The organism is Nostoc sp. C96 (genome assembly GCF_059384975.1).
The window spans coordinates 637,897-658,826 of record NZ_CM182020.1 but is presented as its reverse complement, the minus strand read 5'-3'; the positions used below and the strand labels follow the sequence as shown (position 1 = coordinate 658,826).

The 20,930-nt window shown below is 41.9% G+C and carries 27 protein-coding genes and 1 pseudogene; 16 read left to right on the top strand and 12 right to left on the bottom strand.

Annotated elements, in window-relative coordinates; all coding sequences use genetic code 11:
- The first annotated feature begins 64 nt into the window (after positions 1-64).
- Complete coding sequence (locus AC504W_RS02925; protein ID WP_494876160.1) at positions 65-1,099, top strand: cyanophycinase; 1,035 nt, start codon at positions 65-67, stop codon at positions 1,097-1,099.
- Positions 1,100-1,197: 98 nt separating this feature from the next.
- Here AC504W_RS02925 and ilvB read toward each other — a convergent pair whose 3' ends face one another.
- The 7 genes from ilvB to AC504W_RS02890 all read right to left on the bottom strand — a co-directional run bounded on the left by ilvB (position 1,198) and on the right by AC504W_RS02890 (position 6,658).
- Positions 1,198-3,093: a biosynthetic-type acetolactate synthase large subunit gene (gene ilvB, locus AC504W_RS02920; protein ID WP_494876159.1), complete on the bottom strand. Its 1,896-nt coding sequence runs from the start codon at positions 3,091-3,093 to the stop codon at positions 1,198-1,200.
- Between the two features lie 120 nt (positions 3,094-3,213).
- Complete coding sequence (locus AC504W_RS02915; RefSeq protein WP_494876158.1) at positions 3,214-4,575, bottom strand: IS110 family transposase; 1,362 nt, start codon at positions 4,573-4,575, stop codon at positions 3,214-3,216.
- A gap of 306 nt (positions 4,576-4,881) precedes the next feature.
- Positions 4,882-5,136 (bottom strand): hypothetical protein, encoded by a 255-nt coding sequence (locus AC504W_RS02910; protein WP_494876157.1) that lies wholly within the window; start codon positions 5,134-5,136, stop codon positions 4,882-4,884.
- Positions 5,129-5,809 carry a hypothetical protein gene (locus AC504W_RS02905; RefSeq protein ID WP_494876156.1) on the bottom strand — a complete coding sequence of 227 codons (681 nt, stop codon included), beginning with the start codon at positions 5,807-5,809 and terminating at the stop codon, positions 5,129-5,131. The genes AC504W_RS02910 and AC504W_RS02905 overlap by 8 nt, the downstream gene beginning before the upstream one ends.
- Entirely contained in the window at positions 5,793-6,065 is a 273-nt protein-coding gene (locus AC504W_RS02900) for a hypothetical protein (protein ID WP_494876155.1), read from the bottom strand. Before AC504W_RS02900 ends, AC504W_RS02905 begins: the two co-directional genes overlap by 17 nt.
- Before the next feature lie 17 nt (positions 6,066-6,082).
- On the bottom strand, positions 6,083-6,361 hold the full coding sequence (locus tag AC504W_RS02895; RefSeq protein WP_494876153.1) for a hypothetical protein: 279 nt from the start codon (positions 6,359-6,361) through the stop codon (positions 6,083-6,085).
- Between the two features lie 117 nt (positions 6,362-6,478).
- Positions 6,479-6,658, bottom strand: a complete 180-nt coding sequence (locus tag AC504W_RS02890) for a hypothetical protein (RefSeq protein ID WP_494876152.1) — start codon at positions 6,656-6,658, stop codon at positions 6,479-6,481.
- Positions 6,659-7,124: 466 nt separating this feature from the next.
- Here AC504W_RS02890 and AC504W_RS02885 point away from each other — a divergent pair.
- The 3 genes and pseudogenes from AC504W_RS02885 to AC504W_RS02875 all read left to right on the top strand — a co-directional run.
- Positions 7,125-7,319 (top strand): annotated as a pseudogene (locus AC504W_RS02885) (helix-turn-helix domain-containing protein); the annotation flags it as partial.
- 329 nt (positions 7,320-7,648) lie between these two features.
- Positions 7,649-7,984 carry a hypothetical protein gene (locus tag AC504W_RS02880; RefSeq protein WP_494876151.1) on the top strand — a complete coding sequence of 112 codons (336 nt, stop codon included), beginning with the start codon at positions 7,649-7,651 and terminating at the stop codon, positions 7,982-7,984.
- Positions 7,985-8,157: 173 nt separating this feature from the next.
- On the top strand, positions 8,158-8,640 hold the full coding sequence (locus AC504W_RS02875; protein WP_494876149.1) for a DUF4102 domain-containing protein: 483 nt from the start codon (positions 8,158-8,160) through the stop codon (positions 8,638-8,640).
- Positions 8,641-8,803: 163 nt separating this feature from the next.
- Here the strand turns inward: AC504W_RS02875 and AC504W_RS02870 are convergent, their stop codons facing one another.
- The 3 genes from AC504W_RS02870 to AC504W_RS02860 are packed head-to-tail and all read right to left on the bottom strand — an operon-like array spanning position 8,804 to position 9,713.
- Positions 8,804-8,941, bottom strand: coding sequence for a hypothetical protein (locus AC504W_RS02870; RefSeq protein ID WP_494876148.1), 138 nt, complete (start codon positions 8,939-8,941; stop codon positions 8,804-8,806).
- A gap of 41 nt (positions 8,942-8,982) precedes the next feature.
- A complete protein-coding gene (locus AC504W_RS02865) occupies positions 8,983-9,138 on the bottom strand; it encodes a hypothetical protein (protein ID WP_494875329.1) in 156 nt (51 codons plus the stop codon).
- Positions 9,135-9,713: a tyrosine-type recombinase/integrase gene (locus tag AC504W_RS02860; protein WP_494875328.1), complete on the bottom strand. Its 579-nt coding sequence runs from the start codon at positions 9,711-9,713 to the stop codon at positions 9,135-9,137. Before AC504W_RS02860 ends, AC504W_RS02865 begins: the two co-directional genes overlap by 4 nt.
- 218 nt (positions 9,714-9,931) lie before the next feature.
- Here AC504W_RS02860 and AC504W_RS02855 point away from each other — a divergent pair, with 218 nt between their 5' ends.
- The 11 genes from AC504W_RS02855 to AC504W_RS02805 all read left to right on the top strand — a co-directional run bounded on the left by AC504W_RS02855 (position 9,932) and on the right by AC504W_RS02805 (position 17,279).
- On the top strand, positions 9,932-10,264 hold the full coding sequence (locus AC504W_RS02855) for a hypothetical protein (protein WP_494876147.1): 333 nt from the start codon (positions 9,932-9,934) through the stop codon (positions 10,262-10,264).
- A gap of 2 nt (positions 10,265-10,266) precedes the next feature.
- Positions 10,267-11,040 (top strand): hypothetical protein, encoded by a 774-nt coding sequence (locus AC504W_RS02850; RefSeq protein WP_494876146.1) that lies wholly within the window; start codon positions 10,267-10,269, stop codon positions 11,038-11,040.
- Entirely contained in the window at positions 11,037-11,507 is a 471-nt protein-coding gene (locus tag AC504W_RS02845; protein WP_494876144.1) for a hypothetical protein, read from the top strand. The genes AC504W_RS02850 and AC504W_RS02845 overlap by 4 nt, the downstream gene beginning before the upstream one ends.
- The gene (locus tag AC504W_RS02840) at positions 11,491-12,069 is read left to right on the top strand and encodes a hypothetical protein (RefSeq protein WP_494876142.1); all 579 of its coding nucleotides are present in this window, start codon (positions 11,491-11,493) and stop codon (positions 12,067-12,069) included. The genes AC504W_RS02845 and AC504W_RS02840 overlap by 17 nt, the downstream gene beginning before the upstream one ends.
- The gene (locus AC504W_RS02835; protein ID WP_494876140.1) at positions 12,053-12,418 is read left to right on the top strand and encodes a hypothetical protein; all 366 of its coding nucleotides are present in this window, start codon (positions 12,053-12,055) and stop codon (positions 12,416-12,418) included. The genes AC504W_RS02840 and AC504W_RS02835 overlap by 17 nt, the downstream gene beginning before the upstream one ends.
- Positions 12,415-14,532: a hypothetical protein gene (locus tag AC504W_RS02830; protein WP_494876139.1), complete on the top strand. Its 2,118-nt coding sequence runs from the start codon at positions 12,415-12,417 to the stop codon at positions 14,530-14,532. The genes AC504W_RS02835 and AC504W_RS02830 overlap by 4 nt, the downstream gene beginning before the upstream one ends.
- Positions 14,533-14,633: 101 nt before the next feature.
- Entirely contained in the window at positions 14,634-15,494 is an 861-nt protein-coding gene (locus AC504W_RS02825; protein ID WP_494876137.1) for a hypothetical protein, read from the top strand.
- A 140-nt stretch (positions 15,495-15,634) separates the two neighbouring features.
- Entirely contained in the window at positions 15,635-16,216 is a 582-nt protein-coding gene (locus AC504W_RS02820; RefSeq protein WP_494876136.1) for a hypothetical protein, read from the top strand.
- Entirely contained in the window at positions 16,216-16,479 is a 264-nt protein-coding gene (locus AC504W_RS02815) for a hypothetical protein (RefSeq protein WP_494876134.1), read from the top strand. Before AC504W_RS02820 ends, AC504W_RS02815 begins: the two co-directional genes overlap by 1 nt.
- Before the next feature lie 7 nt (positions 16,480-16,486).
- Positions 16,487-16,972 (top strand): hypothetical protein, encoded by a 486-nt coding sequence (locus AC504W_RS02810; protein ID WP_494876132.1) that lies wholly within the window; start codon positions 16,487-16,489, stop codon positions 16,970-16,972.
- Between the two features lie 7 nt (positions 16,973-16,979).
- Positions 16,980-17,279: a hypothetical protein gene (locus AC504W_RS02805; protein ID WP_494876131.1), complete on the top strand. Its 300-nt coding sequence runs from the start codon at positions 16,980-16,982 to the stop codon at positions 17,277-17,279.
- Positions 17,280-17,464: 185 nt separating this feature from the next.
- Here the strand turns inward: AC504W_RS02805 and AC504W_RS02800 are convergent, their stop codons facing one another.
- Both AC504W_RS02800 and AC504W_RS02795 read right to left on the bottom strand, forming a co-directional pair.
- Complete coding sequence (locus AC504W_RS02800; RefSeq protein ID WP_494876130.1) at positions 17,465-18,727, bottom strand: MFS transporter; 1,263 nt, start codon at positions 18,725-18,727, stop codon at positions 17,465-17,467.
- 166 nt (positions 18,728-18,893) lie between these two features.
- Positions 18,894-19,442, bottom strand: a complete 549-nt coding sequence (locus tag AC504W_RS02795) for a hypothetical protein (RefSeq protein WP_494876129.1) — start codon at positions 19,440-19,442, stop codon at positions 18,894-18,896.
- 362 nt (positions 19,443-19,804) lie between these two features.
- Between AC504W_RS02795 and AC504W_RS02790 the strand changes: the two genes are divergently transcribed.
- Positions 19,805-20,923: a ferrochelatase gene (locus AC504W_RS02790; protein WP_494876127.1), complete on the top strand. Its 1,119-nt coding sequence runs from the start codon at positions 19,805-19,807 to the stop codon at positions 20,921-20,923.
- Positions 20,924-20,930 lie beyond the last annotated feature (7 nt).

Genomic DNA, 20,930 nt, shown 5'->3' with positions numbered 1-20,930 from the left:
TGGGAATATCAAGCCTTCTGATGCGAGAGTAAACAGTAAATGCAGTTTGCTCTAAAAAGTTAGTATGACGAAGGCATTCCCAGATATAGCAAAGTTCTGGAAAAATTTGGGAACTGTGTTGTTAAGGATGGGTGCCAGTTTAATAACCCGTCTTACAGCATACCTGAAACGCCACTTCATTGACAACACTGTAGACGTTGTTTCGCCCGTTTCCCACCTTCCCCGACTAGCTGGCCCAGTACTGAACTTAGGCGGCGGTGGCCCTGATGTCGAGAAGGCCATTCAATGGATGATTGACCAAGTTAGGGGAGGGACTAGCAACGCTACGAAAGTTGATGTGGTAGTTCTCCGTACTTATGGCAGTGATGATTATAATCACCTGATCTATGGTATGAGAGGTGTGAATTCTGTTAGAACTCTCATCATTAGTAACCGCCAAGATGCTAACAGAGATGATATTGTCGAAAAAGTCCGAAAAGCTGGCGTAGTTTTCTTTGCTGGTGGCGACCAATGCCAATACATCCGCAGTTGGAAAAACACCAAACTAGAAAATGCCGTCAGAGAAGTCTACACTAGAGGCGGTGCCATTGGTGGAACTAGTGCAGGTGCCATGATTCACAGTGAGTATATTTACGATTCTTGCGCCTGTGAAGACAGCATCGAAACTAGAGAAATCCTCGAAGACCCCTATCGAAATATCACCTTTAGTTATGATTTTTTTCAATGGGGTCATTTGCGCGGAACCATTATCGATACCCATTTTGATAGCCGCAAACGGATGGGTAGAATTATGGCTTTCATTGCACGACAAATTCAGGATGGCAAAGCCAAACGTGTTTTAGGGATAGCTATTAGTGAGGAAACCTCAGTTGTCGTAGATAAGTATGGTCTCATAAAAGTGATGGGAAGAAATGCCGCCTATTTTGTCTTAGGAGACCACCCGCCAGAGGTATGTAAACCCCGAACGCCCCTAACTTACCATGACTATAAAATTTGGCGAGTTCCCAGCGGCGAAACATTCGACCTGAGAAACCCACCAAATCGTGGTTATTACTTTAGAAGCGTCAAACGAGGCAGATTTAATTCAGATCCCTATTGAATTAAACTCCGCGCCCCTTTGCGTTAAAAACCTCAAAGACTACGTAGTGGAGAAAGCCTTGATTCAAAACTTTCTCCACACCCAACTAACTTGTTGGTTTACAACTTCGTCCCACACTCAGCACAGAAGTTATGGTTCGGTGCATTCATGCTACCGCAGTGACTACAACAAACTGGTTCTAAGGAACTTTTTGGTGGTTGCTTGGGTAAGCCGACCATTTGAGCATTGCTCTTACCAGGGGCTACCATTGGATAACAGTTTTCGTCTCTGGTGACGTGAACATTTAAGATGACAGGGCCGTTGTGTGCTAACATTTCGGCGATCGCATCTTTTAATTGCTCGCGTTCCTTGACGACAATGCCTTTGATACCATAAGCCTTAGCTAATAACTCAATATCTGGCATCCCGACTTCCATATTTGAGCAGGAATAACGCTCGCCGTGGAAAGCTTGTTGCCACTGGCGTACCATGCCCTGCCAGCCGTTGTTGACAATTACAGTCTTGACATTAATCCCATATTGTGATGCAGTTCCCAATTCTTGTAAACACATTTGGAAACTGGCATCGCCGCTAATACAGATTACTTCATCATTGGGGAAGGCTACTTTTGCACCGATAGCCGCAGGTAAGCCAAAACCCATTGTGCCTAAGCCAGCACTAGAAATCCAGCGGCGTGGGCCATTCTTAAGGAATTGCGCTGCCCACATTTGATGTTGACCCACATCTGTAGTGTAGAAGGCGTGGGGTGCTTGGCGACTAACTTCAACAATTGCTTCTTGAGGTGAGATGCTGTCGGGGTGCTGTGGTACTACTAAGGGATACTCTTCCCGCCAACGATTAATTAAACTTAACCATTCTTGGTTTTGGTTAGGTGTAGGTTTGGCACCTGATTGCTTACAGCGGCGCAACAAGTCAACTAAGACATTGCGGACATCGCCAACAATGGGGACTTCGGGAATGCGGTTTTTACCTACTTCCGCTGGGTCAATATCAATGTGAATAACTTTGGCGCGAGAAGCAAACTCATCTAATTTACCAGTGACGCGATCATCAAATCTTGCACCTACACAAATGAGCAAATCACAATCACTCACAGCAAAGTTAGCGTAGGCTGTACCGTGCATTCCCAACATCCCTAAAGATAGGGGATGATGCTCGTCAAATGCCCCAATGCCCATCAATGTAGTGGTGACAGGAATATTAAATAGTTCAGCCAATTGCAGAACTTCTTCATGGGCATTAGCAGCGATCGCACCACCACCAACATACAGCAATGGGCGGCGACTTTCTTTAATTAACTTAATTGCCGCGTTGATTTGGCGGGGATTTCCCTTAACTGTAGGGCGATATCCTGGTAATTTAACTGTACCTGGTTCTATTGGCACATAATCAAATTCTTCAAAAGCCACATCTTTGGGAACATCAATTAAAACTGGCCCTGGCCTTCCCGTACTGGCGATGTGGAATGCTTCAGCCACAATTCGCGCCATGTCTTTGGGATCGCGCACTACATAAGAGTGCTTGACTATTGGTAAAGTAATACCGTAAATATCGGTTTCTTGAAACGCATCTGTACCGATCATTTTTCGGGGTACTTGTCCGGTGACGACAACCATTGGAATCGAGTCCATATAGGCTGTAGCGATGCCTGTCACCAAGTTTGTTGCTCCAGGGCCAGAAGTACCAAAACAAACTCCTACCTTCCCTGTGGCACGAGCATAGCCATCTGCGGCGTGGGCTGCGCCTTGTTCGTGCCGCACCAGTATGTGCTTCAGCGCACCAGTGGATTCCACTTTGTATAAATCATCGTAAATCGGTAGGATTGCTCCACCGGGATAACCAAAAATATATTCAACTCCGTGGCGGAGGAGGCTGTCTAGTAAAGCGAAACCACCAGTTGCCCGTTTAGGTGTCACAACTGACGATTGAGCAGCAGACTGGTTTTGATTCTCGGTTTTTGCGGGACTAATCGGGGAAGGCAAGCTCAAGGTCACGGTCGAACCTCAGATAATAGCTAAGTTAACGCTTAAATTCTGTAGTTAAGATTTCAGGGTAACTGAAACTTTTCTCTATTTTAAGACCCTTCATGATCATGAAGGGTTAACAGCACCAGATTAGGATATTTTACACAATTCAGTAAACAGTAAGTTCGTCACCTTACTCATCAACTTACCTTGAATATGCTTACCGCCTAGCAGCTTCTCACCTTGTTCACTGACATTTGCTTTGAGTGAGTCACGGTAGTCGAGCAATTCCTTGGTCAGTTCATTATCTGGCAGTCGGCCAGTTTCCACACCAGTTAAGATGTACTGCCACAGCGAAATTCTACACAATGATGACCCGCTGGCTTTTTCAATAAGTCCGTCACCGGACTGCTCAAGGGTTGTACCCATACCCAGCCGCATTTTGAAAGTGTCGCGGCTGCGGTTACGTTTGATTCGTTTGGTTTCCCCAGCTAAACGCTTCACAATGGTTTCGCCATTTTTGCGATCGCGCTCAGTTTTCTTCACCTCACGCACCTCATACTCAATCACAGGTTTACCATCGACTCCTAAGAACGACTCAAATGGGTAAATTCTGGTGAGTAAACGCGATCGCACTCGTAAACCAAAACCAAATTTATCAAACACGCTAATGTAAGACTTGAATACTGACTCTGAAAGTATTTCAGTAATTCTGGCTTCCAAGTTTTGCTCATAAAGTGAGATGTCACACATCCACTGAGCGTGTAATTTCAAAATCGGATCAATCTCAATTCCATATTCCTGAGCAATAGATTTTTTATAGCGATTATCCATCCTGGTTTGACCACCGGGGGAAATTTCACTACTACCAGACAACCAGCCCCAAAGCGGCGGGACAAATCCAGGTTTATCAGTTGCGCTTTTGGTGTGCGCTACTTCTGGGAACTGCCAAGCTAGAAGCTGACGGGCATAATTGACAATTGGCGACTGAACACGGTTGAGGTGTTCGAGTTGCTGGCACAGGTCGCGGAGTTCATCTATAGGTTCTGGCTGGTGCATGAGAAAATATCTCATGTTTATTTCGCCATTCTCCAGTCGATGATCTGGGTCGTGACCGTAAGCGGCCATAGCCAAAGCATCAGCAGGGTCAGATTTATTAGGTAAATTTTTACCGCCACGATAACGGCGCAATTCAACGTGACCAACCCACAGAATTGTGATTTCTAACTTTTTAAGAATAGATGCCCAAATCCGGGAATAGTGGTTTCCTGTTGGCTCCATAATTGCGTAGTCTGGCTTGATTTCTGTTAGGTAATCAGCAAAGTCAAACGCTGATTTTTGCTTTTTTCTAACATCTGGATTGGAATAAAAAGCCGGATATAAGCTTGATGCTTTATTCCTAGTTTTGTTCCAATAAGCCTGTAATCCGCCCTTGGGATATTGTGATAAAATATGGGTTGTAATACTGTTTTTGCTAACATCAATTCCCAAAATAGTTGCTTGAATTGTCATGGTTCTGCGAAAAAAGTAAGGTGGTTTTCAGGACTGGCATCCTTTGGTAAACCCGAACTATAAAGCGCACGAATCACCCTAACGCCCCACATATAAGGGGCGCGATTCAGGAATAAACGCATTCGGGGAATTAGTCAGAGAAAAGCCGCGCATGAAATCTTTAACGCCACAATTGAGGGGCGCAATTCATTTTGAACGCTGCACTTTCTCTAACTAATGTGCGAATTGATTTGGACTCAACCCGCGACGCTGGCAGTAATGCCAGCGTTTCGGCTACTGAGTCAAGGTAGCCATCATCAGGCGGATTTATTCGTCATCATCATCAAATTCTTGTGTTAGTTCGATATCAATTATTTGAATTAGAGAACTAGATGCAGGTTGAAGAATATCTTGAATTACTTCATTCACTCCGCTATCAAATTTTTCTACATTTTTCATTTCATTTAAAGCCTGATCAATCTTGGCTTTAATGTGAATTAAATCGTGCCATAAGGTGTAGTAATCCCAAGCTGGATCAGGTTGCCAAGTGTTATTAGTTGTTTCTAAATTTTCGCTACTCATAAACTTCATCGTCCTCGTAATCTTCTTCACCCCAGTCAATAATTGAATAGGTGTTATTAGGGTCAGTGTTGTTGAGAATATCGACCATTGCCCGTCCGGTTAGTACATCAAAAACCGAGTAATTAGAAAGTTGTTGCTCAACTTGGAGGCGTTGAAAAGCTTGTTCTAGTTGAGGTGTTCTTAACCTGGGGTCAATGTCCTCAATGCTGTTGATTGCTGGCGGTTCCTCATCGCCGTAAATCCATCGCTCATACTGGTCATCGGCAAAATCAGCCCAAGCTTTTCGACCTTCGGGCGTTCCGGGTGGTGGTGCGGTTTCGAGAAAATCAGCGAGTTCTTTAGCACGGGCAAAACCTTCCTCCCAGCACTGCATGGATTCAACCCAAACCTCACTCATAGCGAAGCCATTGCGTTTAGCAGCAACAGCTGCAACTTCATTCACATCAGCATTCCTGGCGCTGGCGATGAGTCGGGCAATGGATTGAATTTGAATACTGCTGAGTCTTTCTAAATCCACAATCCACAGGGCAATTTGTTCTTTGTTTGGCCCGGTTGGTCGTTCCATTGGGAACGGGTCACGCATGGGAATCATGCCATCGGGGAATAGTTCTAAGATTGGTTCGTAAGGATTTCCGGGTTTGAGTTTTACCCAGGTGTCATGTTTGGTCATCATGTTGTCCTCTTGCAGCAGCTTCTTGCCAAGCTTGGGCGATTGCGTCTACGTCTTCGGGAAATTGGAAATTTTGAATGTTGCCATTTGACCAAGTGATTCTGGCGATGCCTTCATCAATTTCTAGTTGACGAACTAGGGCTAAATTTAGCCAGCCACCAGACGGTAAGTGACAGCTGTATATTGTTGGCACAGAAATGATCATGGTAAATTTGGTGTGGTACAAATTCCGCGATCGCAGCGGCTTACTTCTACTCACTGCGATCGCCAAAAAATTTAGAAACTGTCAGGAATACCGTCATCCTCTGGCTGAGGTGATTTAGCCGCGGTTACTTGTTGTTGAAGTTCACGTAATTCCTGTTTGAGTCGCCTGATGTTTGCCTCATACTGGTCGCATATCTCTTCTCTGATTTTTCGTTCCACTGTTTCCATGACACGCGAGATTGATTCTTCTACGTCATCCCCTTCCTCTACTTCGGCAAATAGGGACAATTTCTTATTTTCGTAGTTCCCCAAGCTGAGAACTCGTTCGTATGTAATGCTTTTGATTTCCATAACAATGTGATATTTTTTACTAGTCCAGAAGTAGTGAATCGATTTTTAAAGGCGATGGCTTTGCCAACGCCAGGGGCGAACGCATATCCTGAGTGCGATCGCCTTTTACAATGCCGGCTATCCTTTAACCTCCGCGGCCTGATCAAAAGCCACTACAAAATTGCCGGAAGACAGCCGGGATAAGATGCTCATGTAAGCATCGGCATCTGGACGAGTGCGAAATCTAGCAACGCAGATATTACCTGTGGTACGACAGTTGAAAACTGCCCACGGTCTAAGGTCGGTGCGATAACTCATAATCTAAAATCCAAATTTTTCAAGAAAAGCCAGCACAAACTAACCACCTAGCTTGTGCTGGTGTGAACGGAACAATTTGATTTACAAAAGCTGATTAACAAGGAATCGCCAGTGAGGTGTAACACTGGCGAACAGTGGAAAACCTTATAATTTTCGGTTACTTGTATGTGAATTTTTCGTCTAAAAATACCTCCAACTAAAGGACATGACTGTATAGGTGCAAGTGTGAAGTGAAGCACCAAAGAATTTCTGTGTGAATTGTGAGTTTTAGGTTGTTTCCGCACCGGGGGCTTTGCCAGTGGTGCGGGTGCTTGCTCCTGAATAGGCCATGCAATCTTGAAAGCATGGGGGAGCAGGTTTACATTAGCTTCAACAGCTGAATGAGAAACTATCAACAGACCAGCCATTTACTGAACTTTGCCAAGCCAGGTAAATCTGGCTGGTCTTTTTATGTCGTTCAACATGAATGATACGTCCTGTCGGTTGGTGCTGTCAAGACGTTTCATTCATGAACCACTCGTCTTGTATGATAGAAGAAAATCACCTAAAACAGGATAAGTCTCCCTTGAGGCTACTTAGAGAACAAGCTGGTTTGACCCGACCTCAAGTCAAACAATTAATAGGAGTTTCGGAGCGCAGGCAGGCTGACTGGGAATCAGGTAAGGCTATGCCAAGCGTTGAAAATGTTGTGGCGTTATGTCGCTTGTACAAAGTCTCCATGAAAACCATGTGTAAGTCTTTGGGTATCGATGTAACAGGAATTCCTAATGATGAAGATGATTAATTTCTAAATCAAAAGCTGCCTAGTTCAATGGCTGGGTAGCTTCTTATGCACCAGTAGAGAACAATACGACAAATTGTGTATCCAAAACGTCTTCCAAAAGAGCGATTGCAGCTGACCAATGCTCAAAATTTGTATGCGGGAATCCCGGATGTATCAAACTGGATGTTCCCGCAATCTAGATTGAGTAAGTTACGGGTACTCAACCTATGGATATTTTAGTCTTGCTTTTTCAAGTACTACTGCCTTGTATCGTAATTCTTGCCGTTTGCGGTTTGGTGTGGTTAATTATGCGACTGCTACCAAAGTCAGTTCAAAGAGTTCTCAACTTCAACTTTACCGACCCAGCCGCTAACCGACGAGAACCTGAACAAAGCGACCATACCAGAACTACGCGATTGCAATCTGACTTATTGGCAATACTCAAAGGCGACAATGCCAAAGCTAGAAAGCTTTTAGAGCAAGAACACAAAATAAGACCAGGTATGTCAAACGGTTGGTATCTGGAAAAAATCGTCGATGATCTAAGACGCGATCGCCATTAAAAACTAAAAAGCCACCCTACTTACAACGACTGGGTGGCTCTAAGCTCTACTACTCGAATTATGCCAGGAAATCAAACATTACAAAAGCTCCAATGGACGGAGCAAATAATTAACCCTCCCGGCTGGTTAATCAACTGCTTGGAGTGGCGCTACTGGGAAGGTTGGGGTGAGTTATGAACCAACTAACCCTGTTCAACCTGGAACCATTTACCAACTACGACGAAACTCAAGAACCACCAGACCCGGATGATTACCAAACACTCGAACAATACGAATATGCCTGGAAGCAATGGCAGAACAAATACCCTGAATTGCTCAAGTATGTAAATGCGATGTCTCCGTGTGAAAGTGTTGGGGAGCAAGTAATCAACATCACTGTAGAAAGTGCGAATACTAATAACTTAGTTAAATTTCATACAAAAAAATCTGCTCCCCAACACGATAACCATTGGGTAGAAAAATACTGGGTTGAGCGTTCTGGTAATAAATATTGGTATTACCGCTATATGTGGATGGAGGGGAGAAAATTACACCGCCGCTACATTGGCTCGGTCAGTTCACCAAAAGTACGCGATCGCAAATTGGCCATCGAGGAGGCCATAGCTGATGGTCAAACCCCTGCGGAGATTGAAAAACTCATTCGCTCCTGGCGCTAAGTCTCCTATATTCCTAGTGTCAAGCATTCTCAATAAGGTAGTTTGGGCGATTGCCATTTTTCAAGAAGCTGCTGTCCATGCTGAAAGTATTGATTTTTCGTTGCTTCATCCATGAAAAGTGTTTAAAAGCAAAAATTTTATTGCTAGTAGATAGCATTAAGTCTCAATGAAAAATGCTTTCGCCCTTGGCGTTGGCGAAGCCATCGCATGAACACGGTAAAGAGCGATCGCAAAAAATGAATATTTCAGCTTGATTGTAGAGGATAAAAAATGCGATCGCCTTGAAGTGGTGCGATCGCACAGTTAGATGTTACTCAGTAGAGTTATTTAGCTGCTATTGTGTCACGGAAGCATTGACTGTGGGTAAAGTTCATCAACTTCATCCCAGGCCATGTTGGCCATCTCCTCTAGTGCTTTGGCTAAATCATGAGGATGCCAGTCTGCGAGAACAGCCCGAACATACAATTCTTCGATTTTTTTGAATAGTTCACGGTTCATAGTGTGGCGATCGCTCCTTTGATTTGGTCAGCGTCAATATCGATGTAACGTTCCAAAGCCTTAAAATCACGGTGTCCCGTAATTTTCTTAATCGTGTAAGGACTTGTACCGTTACGATGCAGCTTGGTGATAAACGTCCGGCGGGTTGAGTGAGTGCTGATACCCTTAGCCGCAAAACCAGCTTTTTCACAGGCACGCTGCAAAATGTCATAGGCATTACGCCAAGTCACACACTTTTGGCCGTCCCGGCTGGGGAACAGCCACAAGCTATCACCCGGCTTGTAACTAGCAAGTGATTCAGCTAAAACCGGATGTACAGGAACTTGGCGAGTTTCTCTACTGCCATCAGGCCGACGCTTGCGAGTTGACGAACGAAAAGTAATAGCTTCTCGTGGTGAACCATCAGCGTTATAAACATCACTCACCCGAAGTTGAACAATCGCCCCCCAACGTTCCCCTGTGTACCATGCCAAATCTAAAAGCAGTTTATATTTCTGAGTTTTTAACTGTCGTCGTAACTTAGAATATTCAGCGTCAGTCAGAATAGATGCTTGCCCACACCTATTATTTTTCATTGTAAAATCTCCTCTTTTAATATTCCGGTTTAGCCAAGGTGATAAGTTAAATCGGAATATTTTGTTTTTTAGCTAATAACTAAAAGTGTATTAACTCTAGCTGTAGCAACTGTTTCACGTCCTCAGCGCAACTACCGCTTTTACATAAAACTGGAAGATTTACTGATTTTTAAATACCGCATACAAAGGATTTAATCACTTCATAAAAAATCCGAAATATGGCGGAACCAACATTAGCAGAAGTATTTGGCTCTGGTGCAACACAGAACTCAACAACGTTAACAATTGCAAAAGCAGACTTAGCAAGCGTAGGCTTAACCGCATCCGCAAGTAATACAGCCGAATCTCTTCTCGTAGCCCTTCTTCTCAAGGCTGAAACTTATTTAAACGATACTAACCAAGCCAATAACATTGACCAATCAGTTAGTATTAGCACCTCTACAACACCATCATTCACAAATCGGAACAGTGCAGTTTATATCCGTGATTCGCTAACCGTAGAAATCGATAAACCTGCGGGTACTTTGACAATTGATCCGGATGACTATTAAACATGACCATTGCAGTTAGAACAAATACAACTCTGGCTGCTACTATCACCCAAACCAATTTAGTAGCAGCTATCAAAACAGCATTAACAAACGCTGGCTATAGCAACTTAATTGATGAATACACCAGCGGAACAGATAAAATTCTTGTCTACTCTAAAACTGTTGGCACAGGAACATATAACGCTATTTATCAGCGGATAAGAGTGACATCTGGTTTAGTACTTGCAGCCCGTTTATATAGTAGCTGGGATACTGTAAACCATACTGGCAACAATGCAGGAACAGAAGCATTACAAACAGCCTTCGTTACTGGGTCATCAATCTCATTTGCCAGTTTTAATGCCGGAGATGAATTAAATCTCGTTGTTGCAATTCAAGGTTCAACAGTCATCCCGATTGGCTGGTTATTTCCAAGTGTTAAGCCGACATGGTGGGATATAAATCAATATCCTTTTGCCTTTCAGTTTACAGGTAGTGGTTTTAGTGTTTGGCGGGGTTGCGCCCTCAACCCATACAGCAACGACACCTACAACGGAATTATCAATAATACCGATATGGGGACAGCAAACCCCATCAGCAGTAAACGCGATATTCTAGCAGGTTTAATCATTACCTCTGCTAGTGGTGCAGGCATAGCCGCCAAAACATCAGATGATATCGCCACAGTATCAGCTGGCGGAAGTGTGCGTTATGACTTAATTTCCCCTCAAGGAACAACCACAACTTACACAATTATCAATCCTGTTCCTGGCGGTTTAGCAATTCGCACAGCATGAGTAATTTTTATCAATTTTCTAGCTTCCTAGAAAATGGTGAATTAAAAAAAGATGGATATTTAATCCTTAATTCTAATTTTTTAGATGGGAATCAAGAATATACAGGAATTATTTATCAATCATCTTCTGTAATTAATCGTTCCAATCCATTACAAATTTATTTCGGGGTTAATGCAACACAAGATATCAATAATCTTTACATCAAAAAGAGTGATTTGACTGGCTTGACTCCATCTGCCAACAACACAGCAGAATCATTATTAATTGCATTATTGCTAAGGAATATAGATGTAACTAATGATAATGACGATGCTATTTTGATTACACTTTTCGACACTTACATTCAAGGAAATAAAATCAAAAACACATTATTAATTCAAATCGACCACCCAGCAACAGTAATTGACAATGAAATACAAGAACCATCAACAGAAATAAACCCTATGAATTATGGCTACTTACTGTAAAGCGGGAGACAAGCCGACAGTTATTTATTCATTTAACGGAGGTAAAGAAAAAACATACAAATCAAAAGTATCTCCTATTGATGTCGAAATAGTTGGTTTACTTGAAGACGATGGAAGCACAAATTACAACGGAGAAGGATTTCGGCTAATCGTAACTGCACTAGATGGTTACACCTGGATTGATGGAGTAGTGAAAGACTATAGGGCAGACAGAAGTACAGATTACACGACATATAGTGTAATCCCATGCGGCAGCAGTGAATGGATTACTCTGGCAACACTAAGCAATGACCAGAATGTAGTTAGCACCGACCCTAATGTTAAATGCCCTCCCGATTCAGATGAATGCTTTATTAGGGTCAAATATCAAGGTTCAGTTATTTTCAAAGATAAGGGTAAAAAAGATTGTAATTTTAGAGTTCAGTGCGGTAATTGCCCCGATGGATTTATAGAATGTCCTCACCCTGGATACCCTGGTTACTGCTGTATTGATTGCAAAGGGTCAGCGGAGAAAATAAACACTTTAGCTCAAAAAGTAGAGCAATATGGCGGAACAATGTAAGGATATTGACGCAGCTTTAGCAAGATTAGAAGCAGCGATAAATGCTTTATCTCGTAAGTTTACAAGTCTTGAAAATAGAATTAGCAAAGTTGAGCAAGCGATAAATATTTTCAATTCAAGTATTAATGGTTTGCAAAATGCTGATTCTGATATTAGAAATAAAATCAGCAATCTCGATAATGACATAAAAAGCCTCAAGCAAGGCGATAATAATAATCGCTCTGGATTGGGAGAGAGAGTCGCAAAACTAGAAACTCTAGTATCAGCAATCGAACAATTTGTAATGAGTCTCAGACCAATATTGCAGACATTAAAGAAATTTAATTTATTTGATATTTTACTAAAATGAGTGCTATTCAAATTATTGAAATGACCCGTGAAGCTCAGGACGCTGCTAGAAGATTATACGCAGCTAATGAAAGTTTAGGTAAATACATAAATGCTTCAAAGGCTGCTAGATTAGATTTATCTAATTTGAAAAATCTTAAACGCACAGTTGATAATGCTCGACCAGATTTATCTAACTTGAAAAATTTAAAACGTACTGTTGATAGCACTAGTAAAAAACTAATAGATGTTGGTAAAATCACAGATGCTTTAAAGAGAGGAGCTTTTAAAGAAATTAATCCTAGCTGGGGTAGTAGATTCGGTAGCTTTTTAGCAGTATTAAATGCTGGTGCTACAACATTTTTAATCAAAAAGAATGAGGAAATACAAGAGGCTAATATTGAAAGTCAGAAAATAACTGAAGCGGGATTAGCTGATACTTTTACACGTACTATCAATAATTCAATTCAAATTAAAACCTTGCAAAAGGAGTCCGAAGCCTCTAAGAAATTTCAAAATGATATTACCTATGAAGTAAGAGAAGGTAGAAAAATTGTAGAAGGTAAAGCGGATGCAGCCAAAAAACAAAGTAATGATGCACTCTATGAGGCGAGAGAGGGAAGAAAGATTGTAGAGGGGAAAGTAGATGCAGCTAAAAAACAAGCTAATGATGCACTCTATGAGACGAGAGAGGGAAGAAAGATTGTAGAGGGTAAACTCTTCGATATTAACCAGAAAATAGCAAGTATTAATTCTGGGTTTAAAACTACCATAGATGGCATTGTAAATACATTCAAAACTCAGACTAATGCAACAATTGATAGTTTAAAGCAACAGTTAAAACTGACACAAACCAAACAAGACACTATTGATAAACAAGTATCTGATATTAATAGAAACTTGGGCAGATCCAGTAATAGCACCACAAATAATATTGCAGCGCAAGCAGCCAAGATTGTTTTCGGGCAAGTTGACCCAAAGCTAAAGACGATTGAAACCAATGCTTACGGCAATACCATCAGAGTTAATACACTTGGCGATAGCATTGTTGGATTAGGTGGACAAATCCGACTAGTAAATAATCGTGTTGAGATATTAGAGAAAACCCCAATTAAGTTTCCCCCTCAAAAAAATTACGATCCACAAATTGACCAAATAAACACGCGGCTAAGGGAACAAGAGAAAGTGAATCAAGAAGCCATCCCCAAATTAAACTCAATCCTCAGTCTTATTCCCCTGATTCCTGCTAGGGTCGCTGATAATATCCGTCCTTCAATTCCTACAGTTCCACAGATTGAAAACGCTGCCGGAACGGCAATCTGTAGAAGCTTGAACGGTGGTTGTGCTGGTAAAAGTTTGAAGGACACTTCTGACAATATTAAGCAGAACAGCAATAACAACACTGGTAACATTCTCGACGCGATTAACACGGGTGCGAACGCTGCATTACTTCAAGGGCAAGGTGAAATTCTAAACCGTTTGGGTGATCAGCTTCCTGGTGGTATCGGTGGGAAGCTAACGCGGTTCACCAAATGGCTGCAATTAGACCGCGCATTAAACATCCTCACCTTTGCGGCTACCGTTCACAATGCTTTCATGTTGTCTAACGACGTTGGGCAAACCTTACTCGGTGCTTTGGGTAACGTATTACAGGTAATCGGACTCAAGGACGATGACGGACAGGCTTTTGATATCGGCTCCATCATCTCTGGAACTATTGAGAACTTTATCAAATCCATTGTTGGTGCTGAGAACTACCAAGCTATTTCAATCGCTTGGGCTAAGGCTAACCGCATCTACCAAGCCACAACCAATGTACTCAATAGCTTTTTGAATCTATCTCAAGTTATTTTACAAGCAAATGAATTAATAGCTGCTTATACAGGCAGAATAGGAAATGCTTTAAAAAAAGGTGGTGTGGTTCTAGAGAATGCTTATGGATGGATGAACCCCCAGCCTAAATTTAATCGCGTTACTTCCTTCTTAGAGAATTTGCAAAATGCAGCATCAACAGTTCAAATGGTGACACAAGTACCATTAGATATTGTTAATGCTACTACTGAATTAACAACAGCATCAACAGAATTTGTTAAGGCAGTTAAAGAGGATGATAAACCGGAAAACAAAGCCGGATAAACACCAGAGCCAGATGTATTAAAAGCCCAAGAAAGTATAGGAAAAGTTAATTCACAACCCAATCCGTTCGACTTCTCAGACTTGTTTGACGGAGAGGACTAATGGCAAATTTACCAGATGATTTTAATCCATTTGAACACTTACAACAGACTTATAGAACTGAATTTAACAGACGGGTAGATAGATACTTTCGAGATGTAGAAGGCAATGGTGATTTATCTTCGGCGCGTGCATCGCTAAAGTTGGCGTGCCGAATTACCGACAATGACAACGACGCAATGATGAATATGCGTCACAACTTATTTATCAATGTCATTGGTTATAGCCGCAAAAATTTAGCTATTTTTTATGGTTCAAAGTTTGATAATGCGCCTTCTGTTGCTGGGCATCCACAGCTATTTCTAGTCTTTTCACAGGATGAATCTGCTTCACCTCCTGAAGAGTCACCCATACAGCATGAAAAATCAGTTAGGTTAATGAAATTCTCTTGTATTTCTGGTGATGATGATGGCAGTAGTAAGCCAGTTATTACTAAAGCAAATATGACAGAAATTGCTAATGAAATCAAAAATACTTTTTTATCAGGTGGCAGGGGAATAACTTACACAACTGGAAATAAATCAGCATCGTATACTGACCCTGAGAATGGATTTCCTAAAGGTAATTATTTACTTGTCAATTCTAGGGCTGACGGTGTAGAGATTTATGAAAAAATTTGCAATGTGATTGATGTACCATTTCACTCAGACAAGCTTGTAGTTAATGACCCAGATAAAGCCAGCACCACAACGGCTACAGCAGGTAAAGTCACGATTTTAGGTAAGCAGGTACAAAATCGGCGGTATCGTCCCGTAGCAGTTCTCAGATTTAGAAGTGCTTACATCTCGCTGGGCAATCTTGTACCACCAGTATTTTTGATAGATACTACACTACGAAACACGGGATTAGTCAGTTATCCGTGATGTTAAATGAGTGTCAAAGGCTGACTCTGGCAAACAATAAAGATAAAAACCTATTAGGTTTCTGGGGAAAATTCTAAGGATTTTAACGGGCTAGGGTAGTAGGCATCTGCAACTAGTACCAATAAGCACCAGTAAAAATTATGGGTTTTAGAGATTTACAACGCTACCCCGCACAGAAAGCTCGGTATGACAAATATAAATTGTGGTTAGATGCTCCCCCAGAACAGCGCCAAACAATGTATGCGTCTATTACCGACGAAACCAAGCGGGTGAAGACTGAAAAAGAAGCTGGCTATATTTCTCCGTTTGGCACTGCTGGTACAACTAAAGTTTATCTGCCGGCTCGACTAATCAAATCTGGTCAAACTGGTCAAGGTTCGGGTGTGGCTGAAGTGCTGCGCGGGCTGCTTGCCAGCTATACGACTACTGCAACTGAATTTGCAGCATTAACCACACCAATTTTGATTAATGCTTCAAAGTTCAAGTTCGCCAAGCTAACACTCAGTTTAGTTGTGCCGGGAACTACGAAGAAAAATAGTCGTATCACTGGCGCTGCCTACTACAAACCTGATGTAGATTCTGTTACTAGTCCATTTGGGCAGAATGCTGGCGGACAGGATTACGATGCGGCTGTTCTGGCTATCAAAGGTGAATCAGCTTATGCAACTTTTGTAGCTGGTAACGGCGGTAAAAACCGCGCCAGATTTACCCCAGAGGGATAATGAGCAAGATAGCAGAACGTACTGGGTTGATTTGGAGTCCAGATGATGCTTTAAATCTGCTATCTGTTGATGTTGATGGCAACTGCTCTGAGGCTGAATTTCAGGGGATGCTTGCCATCAATCAAGCGGGTAGAGATTGGCTCACGGGGAAAATTGACATCGTTGAATATCTCGATAAGTTGGAGTTTTACGGTGTTCCCAACCCATTCGAGATACTTGATGAATTTGCTGATCATGTTGATTTTGTAATTTCTCACGGATAATCAAGCGGTGAGAGTAGTTGAGTTAAATAATAGCGATAACTGGCAAAGCATCTACTCTACTAACATTAATGCTGTCAGCGTTCCGATGCAGGATGGGGGTTATTTAAGTAGCCCAATTCCTGAAATAGTAGTGCCATTAATACTAGATAAATTTATTTTGGCTGTGAGCGTGAGTACTGATGTGCCGTCAGGTCGAGAGTGGCGGTTTGCTGGTTATGTCAATCAAAAAATTAGCACTGGGCTTGTAGTTGGTGGCAGTCAGGATGCAACTACGGTTAGAGGTCAACCGCTATTTTTAGACCGTGTAAACTTGATTCTCTTTCAAAAAATTTCTACATCCTACGCTCTCAGCATTAGAGTACCAAAATGGTTTACTCGTGCTGCTGTGAGCGTGTGGGAGTACACAGGTATAGACGATACAAGCGAAAATATTTTACTGGCTGAGGAGTTCGGTAACATCAATTTCAAATTAGACCAGTTGCTTAATAATTAGTACTTCGATGAAAGTTGACCTTAACAATGCACTAACTATTATCTTGGGATTATTGGCTGTAATTGGCTCAATCTATCGATTAGCGCAGGTTGAGGCTAATATTATTTCCAAAATTAATAATCTTGATAAAAAAGTTGAAATTCATCTAACTGAATACTCCGAAAAAAAACAATTTGTAGATTATCGCCTCAATGCCAACGAGAAACTAATCGAGCATAAGTTTAACCGACTGGCCGGCTGGGTAAAACAAATTGCTGGCTTCCTCAATAGAGAATCTAACTTTCATATCCGGGATGACCAGTTTTAACTCTCTGGGGATTCATTTTAATTGAAAAGTTAGATTAAATGCCTACCGATTTTTAAATATCAATCACAAGATAGAAGTTACAAACAAATAAATCTGTAGGCGATCGCTATTCTCAAAATTAGGAACTAGCAAATCGGACGCTGACTATCTTTAATCATAGACAATGAATGATGTGAGAAAACTGATTAAATTACATCCTGTAAAACTCGGCGTGTATTTTGCCATGCCCAAACACCAACGGCCGCCACAACAACACTCATTGTGACGAGAACAACACGCAAGCCCAGCACATCTGTTAAGGGGCCAGTAATTGCTAAAGGTACTGATAAAGCAATATTGACAGCATGGTTTTGAAAACCAAATACCTTACCGTGCATAGTTGGTGGTGTTTGTTGCTGAATTAAAGTTTGCATCGGTACACCAATTAAGGCAGCACCTACTCCTAAAAATGCACATAGTCCCAGTGCCAGCATTAAGTTATGGGTAAATGTGAATACTCCCAAAACCAGTGCCATTGCTAAAAACCCAATTAAAGGTAGTGGCTTATGGTGCAATTTATCACCCCAGTGACCTAAAATCCCAGCACCCATCACCATACCTACCCCGGCTGCTGCTAAGAAAAAGCCAAACTGCTTTTCTTTTAAACCAAAGTCTTCTGCTAATCGAATTGTTAGCACTGTTAAAGCGGCAAACACGCAATATAAAGTGGTGAGTTGCAGCATGGCATTTAAGACCAAGCGATTTTTCTTTAAATAGCGCACACTTTCTTTAAACTCAACCCAAGGGTTAATAGAAGCCTGATGTTCTTGATGAGGTTTGTGTTCTTTAAATTTTATCGGCTGCATGATTGCCCCCGATAAAATATATAGTCCGCCAACGATAATTTCTTGGCCGTATTCTTCTCCCATTAAGCTTTTCGCCCAGCTTAATATTGGCTCTCCGATGGCAAAACCGACAATTAACGCTCCCATCATTGTGCTGCTAAACAGGGCGTTGGCTGCTAGTAAATTTTCTCGGCGCACTAATAGAGGGATTGCGGCTTGTTCTGCGGGGGCAAAAAACTGAGTAACTGTGGAGATGGCAAATGTGAGAAGTAATAAAATGAAAAACTCTCTTGGCAAAAAGGGCAGACACAATGTTAATAGCCCACGCACAATATCGGAGCCTACCATAATTAGCTTTTTGGGCAACCGATCAACAAATACACCACCCGCAGAACCAAATAAAATTGCAGGGATAGTAAATGCCACCATCAAGGTTGAGTACATGGAGTTTTCTGCTAATCCTGATGGGGCTGGATAAAATTCCAGCAAGGCAATCATTAACACGAAAAAGACTTTATCTGCCAACTGGGAAATGAGTTGCCCAATCCACAGGAGCATGAAACCACGGTTTTTTAGCAGTGCGCTAAACCCATTATTTACAGCAGCAGGTTCAGTAGGAAACATCGGGTACTTAGTGATAACGACTAGGGTAGATGGGGCAGATGGGAATGAGGGAGTCGGGGGGATGGGTGCAGGGATCGGAGAAGATAAATTTCCCCCTTGCTCCCCGCACCCCTGCTCCCTTGCCTCTTCTATTTCTCACTCCTGTTGCCCTATGCTGTTTTCCGGACTATTTTGATTCATAGCGTTTGACCAACACATGCAAAAACTCGGTAGCAGTCAAGCGCATTTGTTGGGGAGAATCCTGACAATCAGAGTTTACCCACCAACCTTGAACAGTTTGGGGCGATCGCCACAGGGATAGATGGTCAACGGCTGGTTCTGCGTAAAAATTATTATGCCCACTACCCAGTAACAAGGAACTCCAATGTGTAAAATAATCGTGGCTCAGGCGATGAATGGGAAAATTACCCCATAAAGGCACACCCCATCCATCTATAGCAATAAAGGCTTTGACTTGTCCTCCCAAGATTTGCCAGTTCCAAGCGGCGACAATCGCACCTACTACTCCTGCACTGAAGCTAATAAATACAACAGGGGAGTTTCGTTGATTTTTTAGGCGATCGCCCAAAAATTGCAAAATGTGCGGCGCTGATAACGCTAAAACACCTTGTCCTGGAAAAACCATTGTCTTGAGTGTAATTTGGCTTAAGCATTCTGAAATAAAGCTATCAGTTATTTCTGGTTCATGAATGCCAGGGCAAATGATGATCATCATTTATCTTTTATGCTCACAAGTTTCTCTGGCGGAAGATGGAGTTTTTTGTCATTAATCTATATTTTGATTTAAGTATTTTTATGTATTTAGCAAGCTGCAAAAGTCACTTTATGATTTTATCGCCCTATGTAGAAAAAATTAGTGAAATCTGGGTTTAACAGATTTTCCTCTAGGATAATAAGTAATTATTTTGTCATACTCAGTATCTAGGATTAACTCTAAGTATGTCTTTTGAAGTATTGTTGTTAATTTTATGGTTATCCTATCCCCCCGGAAGGGATAATGTTTTATGATCCAGAAAAATACATAGAGCTATTATCTAGCTCTAATGCTTTACTCTGGTTTCTATTGAGGAATTTACTGTGGTTGCTACGCCAGAAAAATTGCAACACACCCACGAGCATCTACCAGGTCAAGACCGTGTAGCTGTGTTGCTCATGGGTTATGGTGAAGTTGAAAGCTACGAAGATTTCGCCAACTATAACGAACAGGCTTTAAATTTACTAACAGCAAAATTCGCACCTGTGCCAACTTGGATTTATCCACCTTTAGCAAAGTTGTTGGCGTTATTTGACCGCCATGAATGGGGTCATACACACCATGATTTCATCTCGCCACACAACGCCATATTTGAACAGCAACGAGCCGGAATTGAGCAAAATTTACAGGCGAAGTGGGGCGATCGCGTTAAAGTATTCAAAGCATTTAACTTCTGTGCGCCGTTTCTGCCCAAACAGGTTTTAGCCGAAATCCAGCACCAAGGATTTGATAAGCTATTAATTTACCCGCTGTTGGTTGTTGATTCAATTTTTACCAGTGGGATTGCGATCGAGCAAGTGAATAATGCTTTAGCTGAAATAGCTGATGGTGAAGAACATTGGGTAAAAGGACAGCGTTATATTCCTTCTTTTTACAACGAACCAGCCTACATTGATTTGATGGCGCATCTAGTTGAAGAGAAAATCAATGCTGATTTCGCTGCAACTTACTTACCTTCCCAAATCGGGATCGTGTTAATGAATCACGGTTGTCCGCATAAAGCTAAAGGCTTTACATCTGGGATTGTTGAAAGTCAAGCACTATACGATTTAGTTAGAGATCAATTGATTAACCGCTATCCTTTAATATCCGTCGGTTGGTTGAATCACGATACACCTCTAATTGAATGGACGCAGCCTAACGCTGAACAAGCTGCCAAAAACCTGATTCAATTAGGTGCGAAAATCATCATATTTATGCCCATTGGTTTCGCTACAGAAAACCATGAAACGTTGTTAGATGTCCACCACATTATTCATGCCTTAGAAAAGCAATTTTCTGGTGTGGATTATGTGCAGATGGCTTGTGTTAACGACAATGCAGACTTCTTGGCAATGGCGGCAGAATGGGCGAACCCTCATATTGCAGAATTGTTGTCAGAACAAGCTTTAGCAGTTAATCATCAATCAAGTGAACATCATCACCACCACCATCATCATTAATAGGACT

Excerpts from the sequence above, each read along its gene's own strand:
- AC504W_RS02795 (WP_494876129.1), bottom strand. The coding sequence starts at position 19,442 with ATGATGATCATCATTTGCCCTGGCATTCATGAACCAGAAATAACTGAT.
- AC504W_RS02845 (WP_494876144.1), top strand. The coding sequence starts at position 11,037 with ATGAGTAATTTTTATCAATTTTCTAGCTTCCTAGAAAATGGTGAATTA.
- AC504W_RS02815 (WP_494876134.1), top strand. The coding sequence starts at position 16,216 with ATGAGCAAGATAGCAGAACGTACTGGGTTGATTTGGAGTCCAGATGAT.
- AC504W_RS02880 (WP_494876151.1), top strand. The coding sequence starts at position 7,649 with ATGGATATTTTAGTCTTGCTTTTTCAAGTACTACTGCCTTGTATCGTA.
- AC504W_RS02860 (WP_494875328.1), bottom strand. The coding sequence starts at position 9,713 with ATGAAAAATAATAGGTGTGGGCAAGCATCTATTCTGACTGACGCTGAA.
- AC504W_RS02890 (WP_494876152.1), bottom strand. The coding sequence starts at position 6,658 with ATGAGTTATCGCACCGACCTTAGACCGTGGGCAGTTTTCAACTGTCGT.
- AC504W_RS02855 (WP_494876147.1), top strand. The coding sequence starts at position 9,932 with ATGGCGGAACCAACATTAGCAGAAGTATTTGGCTCTGGTGCAACACAG.
- AC504W_RS02910 (WP_494876157.1), bottom strand. The coding sequence starts at position 5,136 with ATGAGTAGCGAAAATTTAGAAACAACTAATAACACTTGGCAACCTGAT.
- AC504W_RS02820 (WP_494876136.1), top strand. The coding sequence starts at position 15,635 with ATGGGTTTTAGAGATTTACAACGCTACCCCGCACAGAAAGCTCGGTAT.
- AC504W_RS02865 (WP_494875329.1), bottom strand. The coding sequence starts at position 9,138 with ATGAACCGTGAACTATTCAAAAAAATCGAAGAATTGTATGTTCGGGCT.
- AC504W_RS02915 (WP_494876158.1), bottom strand. The coding sequence starts at position 4,575 with ATGACAATTCAAGCAACTATTTTGGGAATTGATGTTAGCAAAAACAGT.
- AC504W_RS02850 (WP_494876146.1), top strand. The coding sequence starts at position 10,267 with ATGACCATTGCAGTTAGAACAAATACAACTCTGGCTGCTACTATCACC.
- AC504W_RS02835 (WP_494876140.1), top strand. The coding sequence starts at position 12,053 with ATGGCGGAACAATGTAAGGATATTGACGCAGCTTTAGCAAGATTAGAA.
- AC504W_RS02830 (WP_494876139.1), top strand. The coding sequence starts at position 12,415 with ATGAGTGCTATTCAAATTATTGAAATGACCCGTGAAGCTCAGGACGCT.
- AC504W_RS02925 (WP_494876160.1), top strand. The coding sequence starts at position 65 with ATGACGAAGGCATTCCCAGATATAGCAAAGTTCTGGAAAAATTTGGGA.
- AC504W_RS02875 (WP_494876149.1), top strand. The coding sequence starts at position 8,158 with ATGAACCAACTAACCCTGTTCAACCTGGAACCATTTACCAACTACGAC.
- AC504W_RS02895 (WP_494876153.1), bottom strand. The coding sequence starts at position 6,361 with ATGGAAATCAAAAGCATTACATACGAACGAGTTCTCAGCTTGGGGAAC.
- AC504W_RS02825 (WP_494876137.1), top strand. The coding sequence starts at position 14,634 with ATGGCAAATTTACCAGATGATTTTAATCCATTTGAACACTTACAACAG.
- AC504W_RS02800 (WP_494876130.1), bottom strand. The coding sequence starts at position 18,727 with ATGTTTCCTACTGAACCTGCTGCTGTAAATAATGGGTTTAGCGCACTG.
- AC504W_RS02905 (WP_494876156.1), bottom strand. The coding sequence starts at position 5,809 with ATGATGACCAAACATGACACCTGGGTAAAACTCAAACCCGGAAATCCT.
- AC504W_RS02805 (WP_494876131.1), top strand. The coding sequence starts at position 16,980 with ATGAAAGTTGACCTTAACAATGCACTAACTATTATCTTGGGATTATTG.
- AC504W_RS02840 (WP_494876142.1), top strand. The coding sequence starts at position 11,491 with ATGGCTACTTACTGTAAAGCGGGAGACAAGCCGACAGTTATTTATTCA.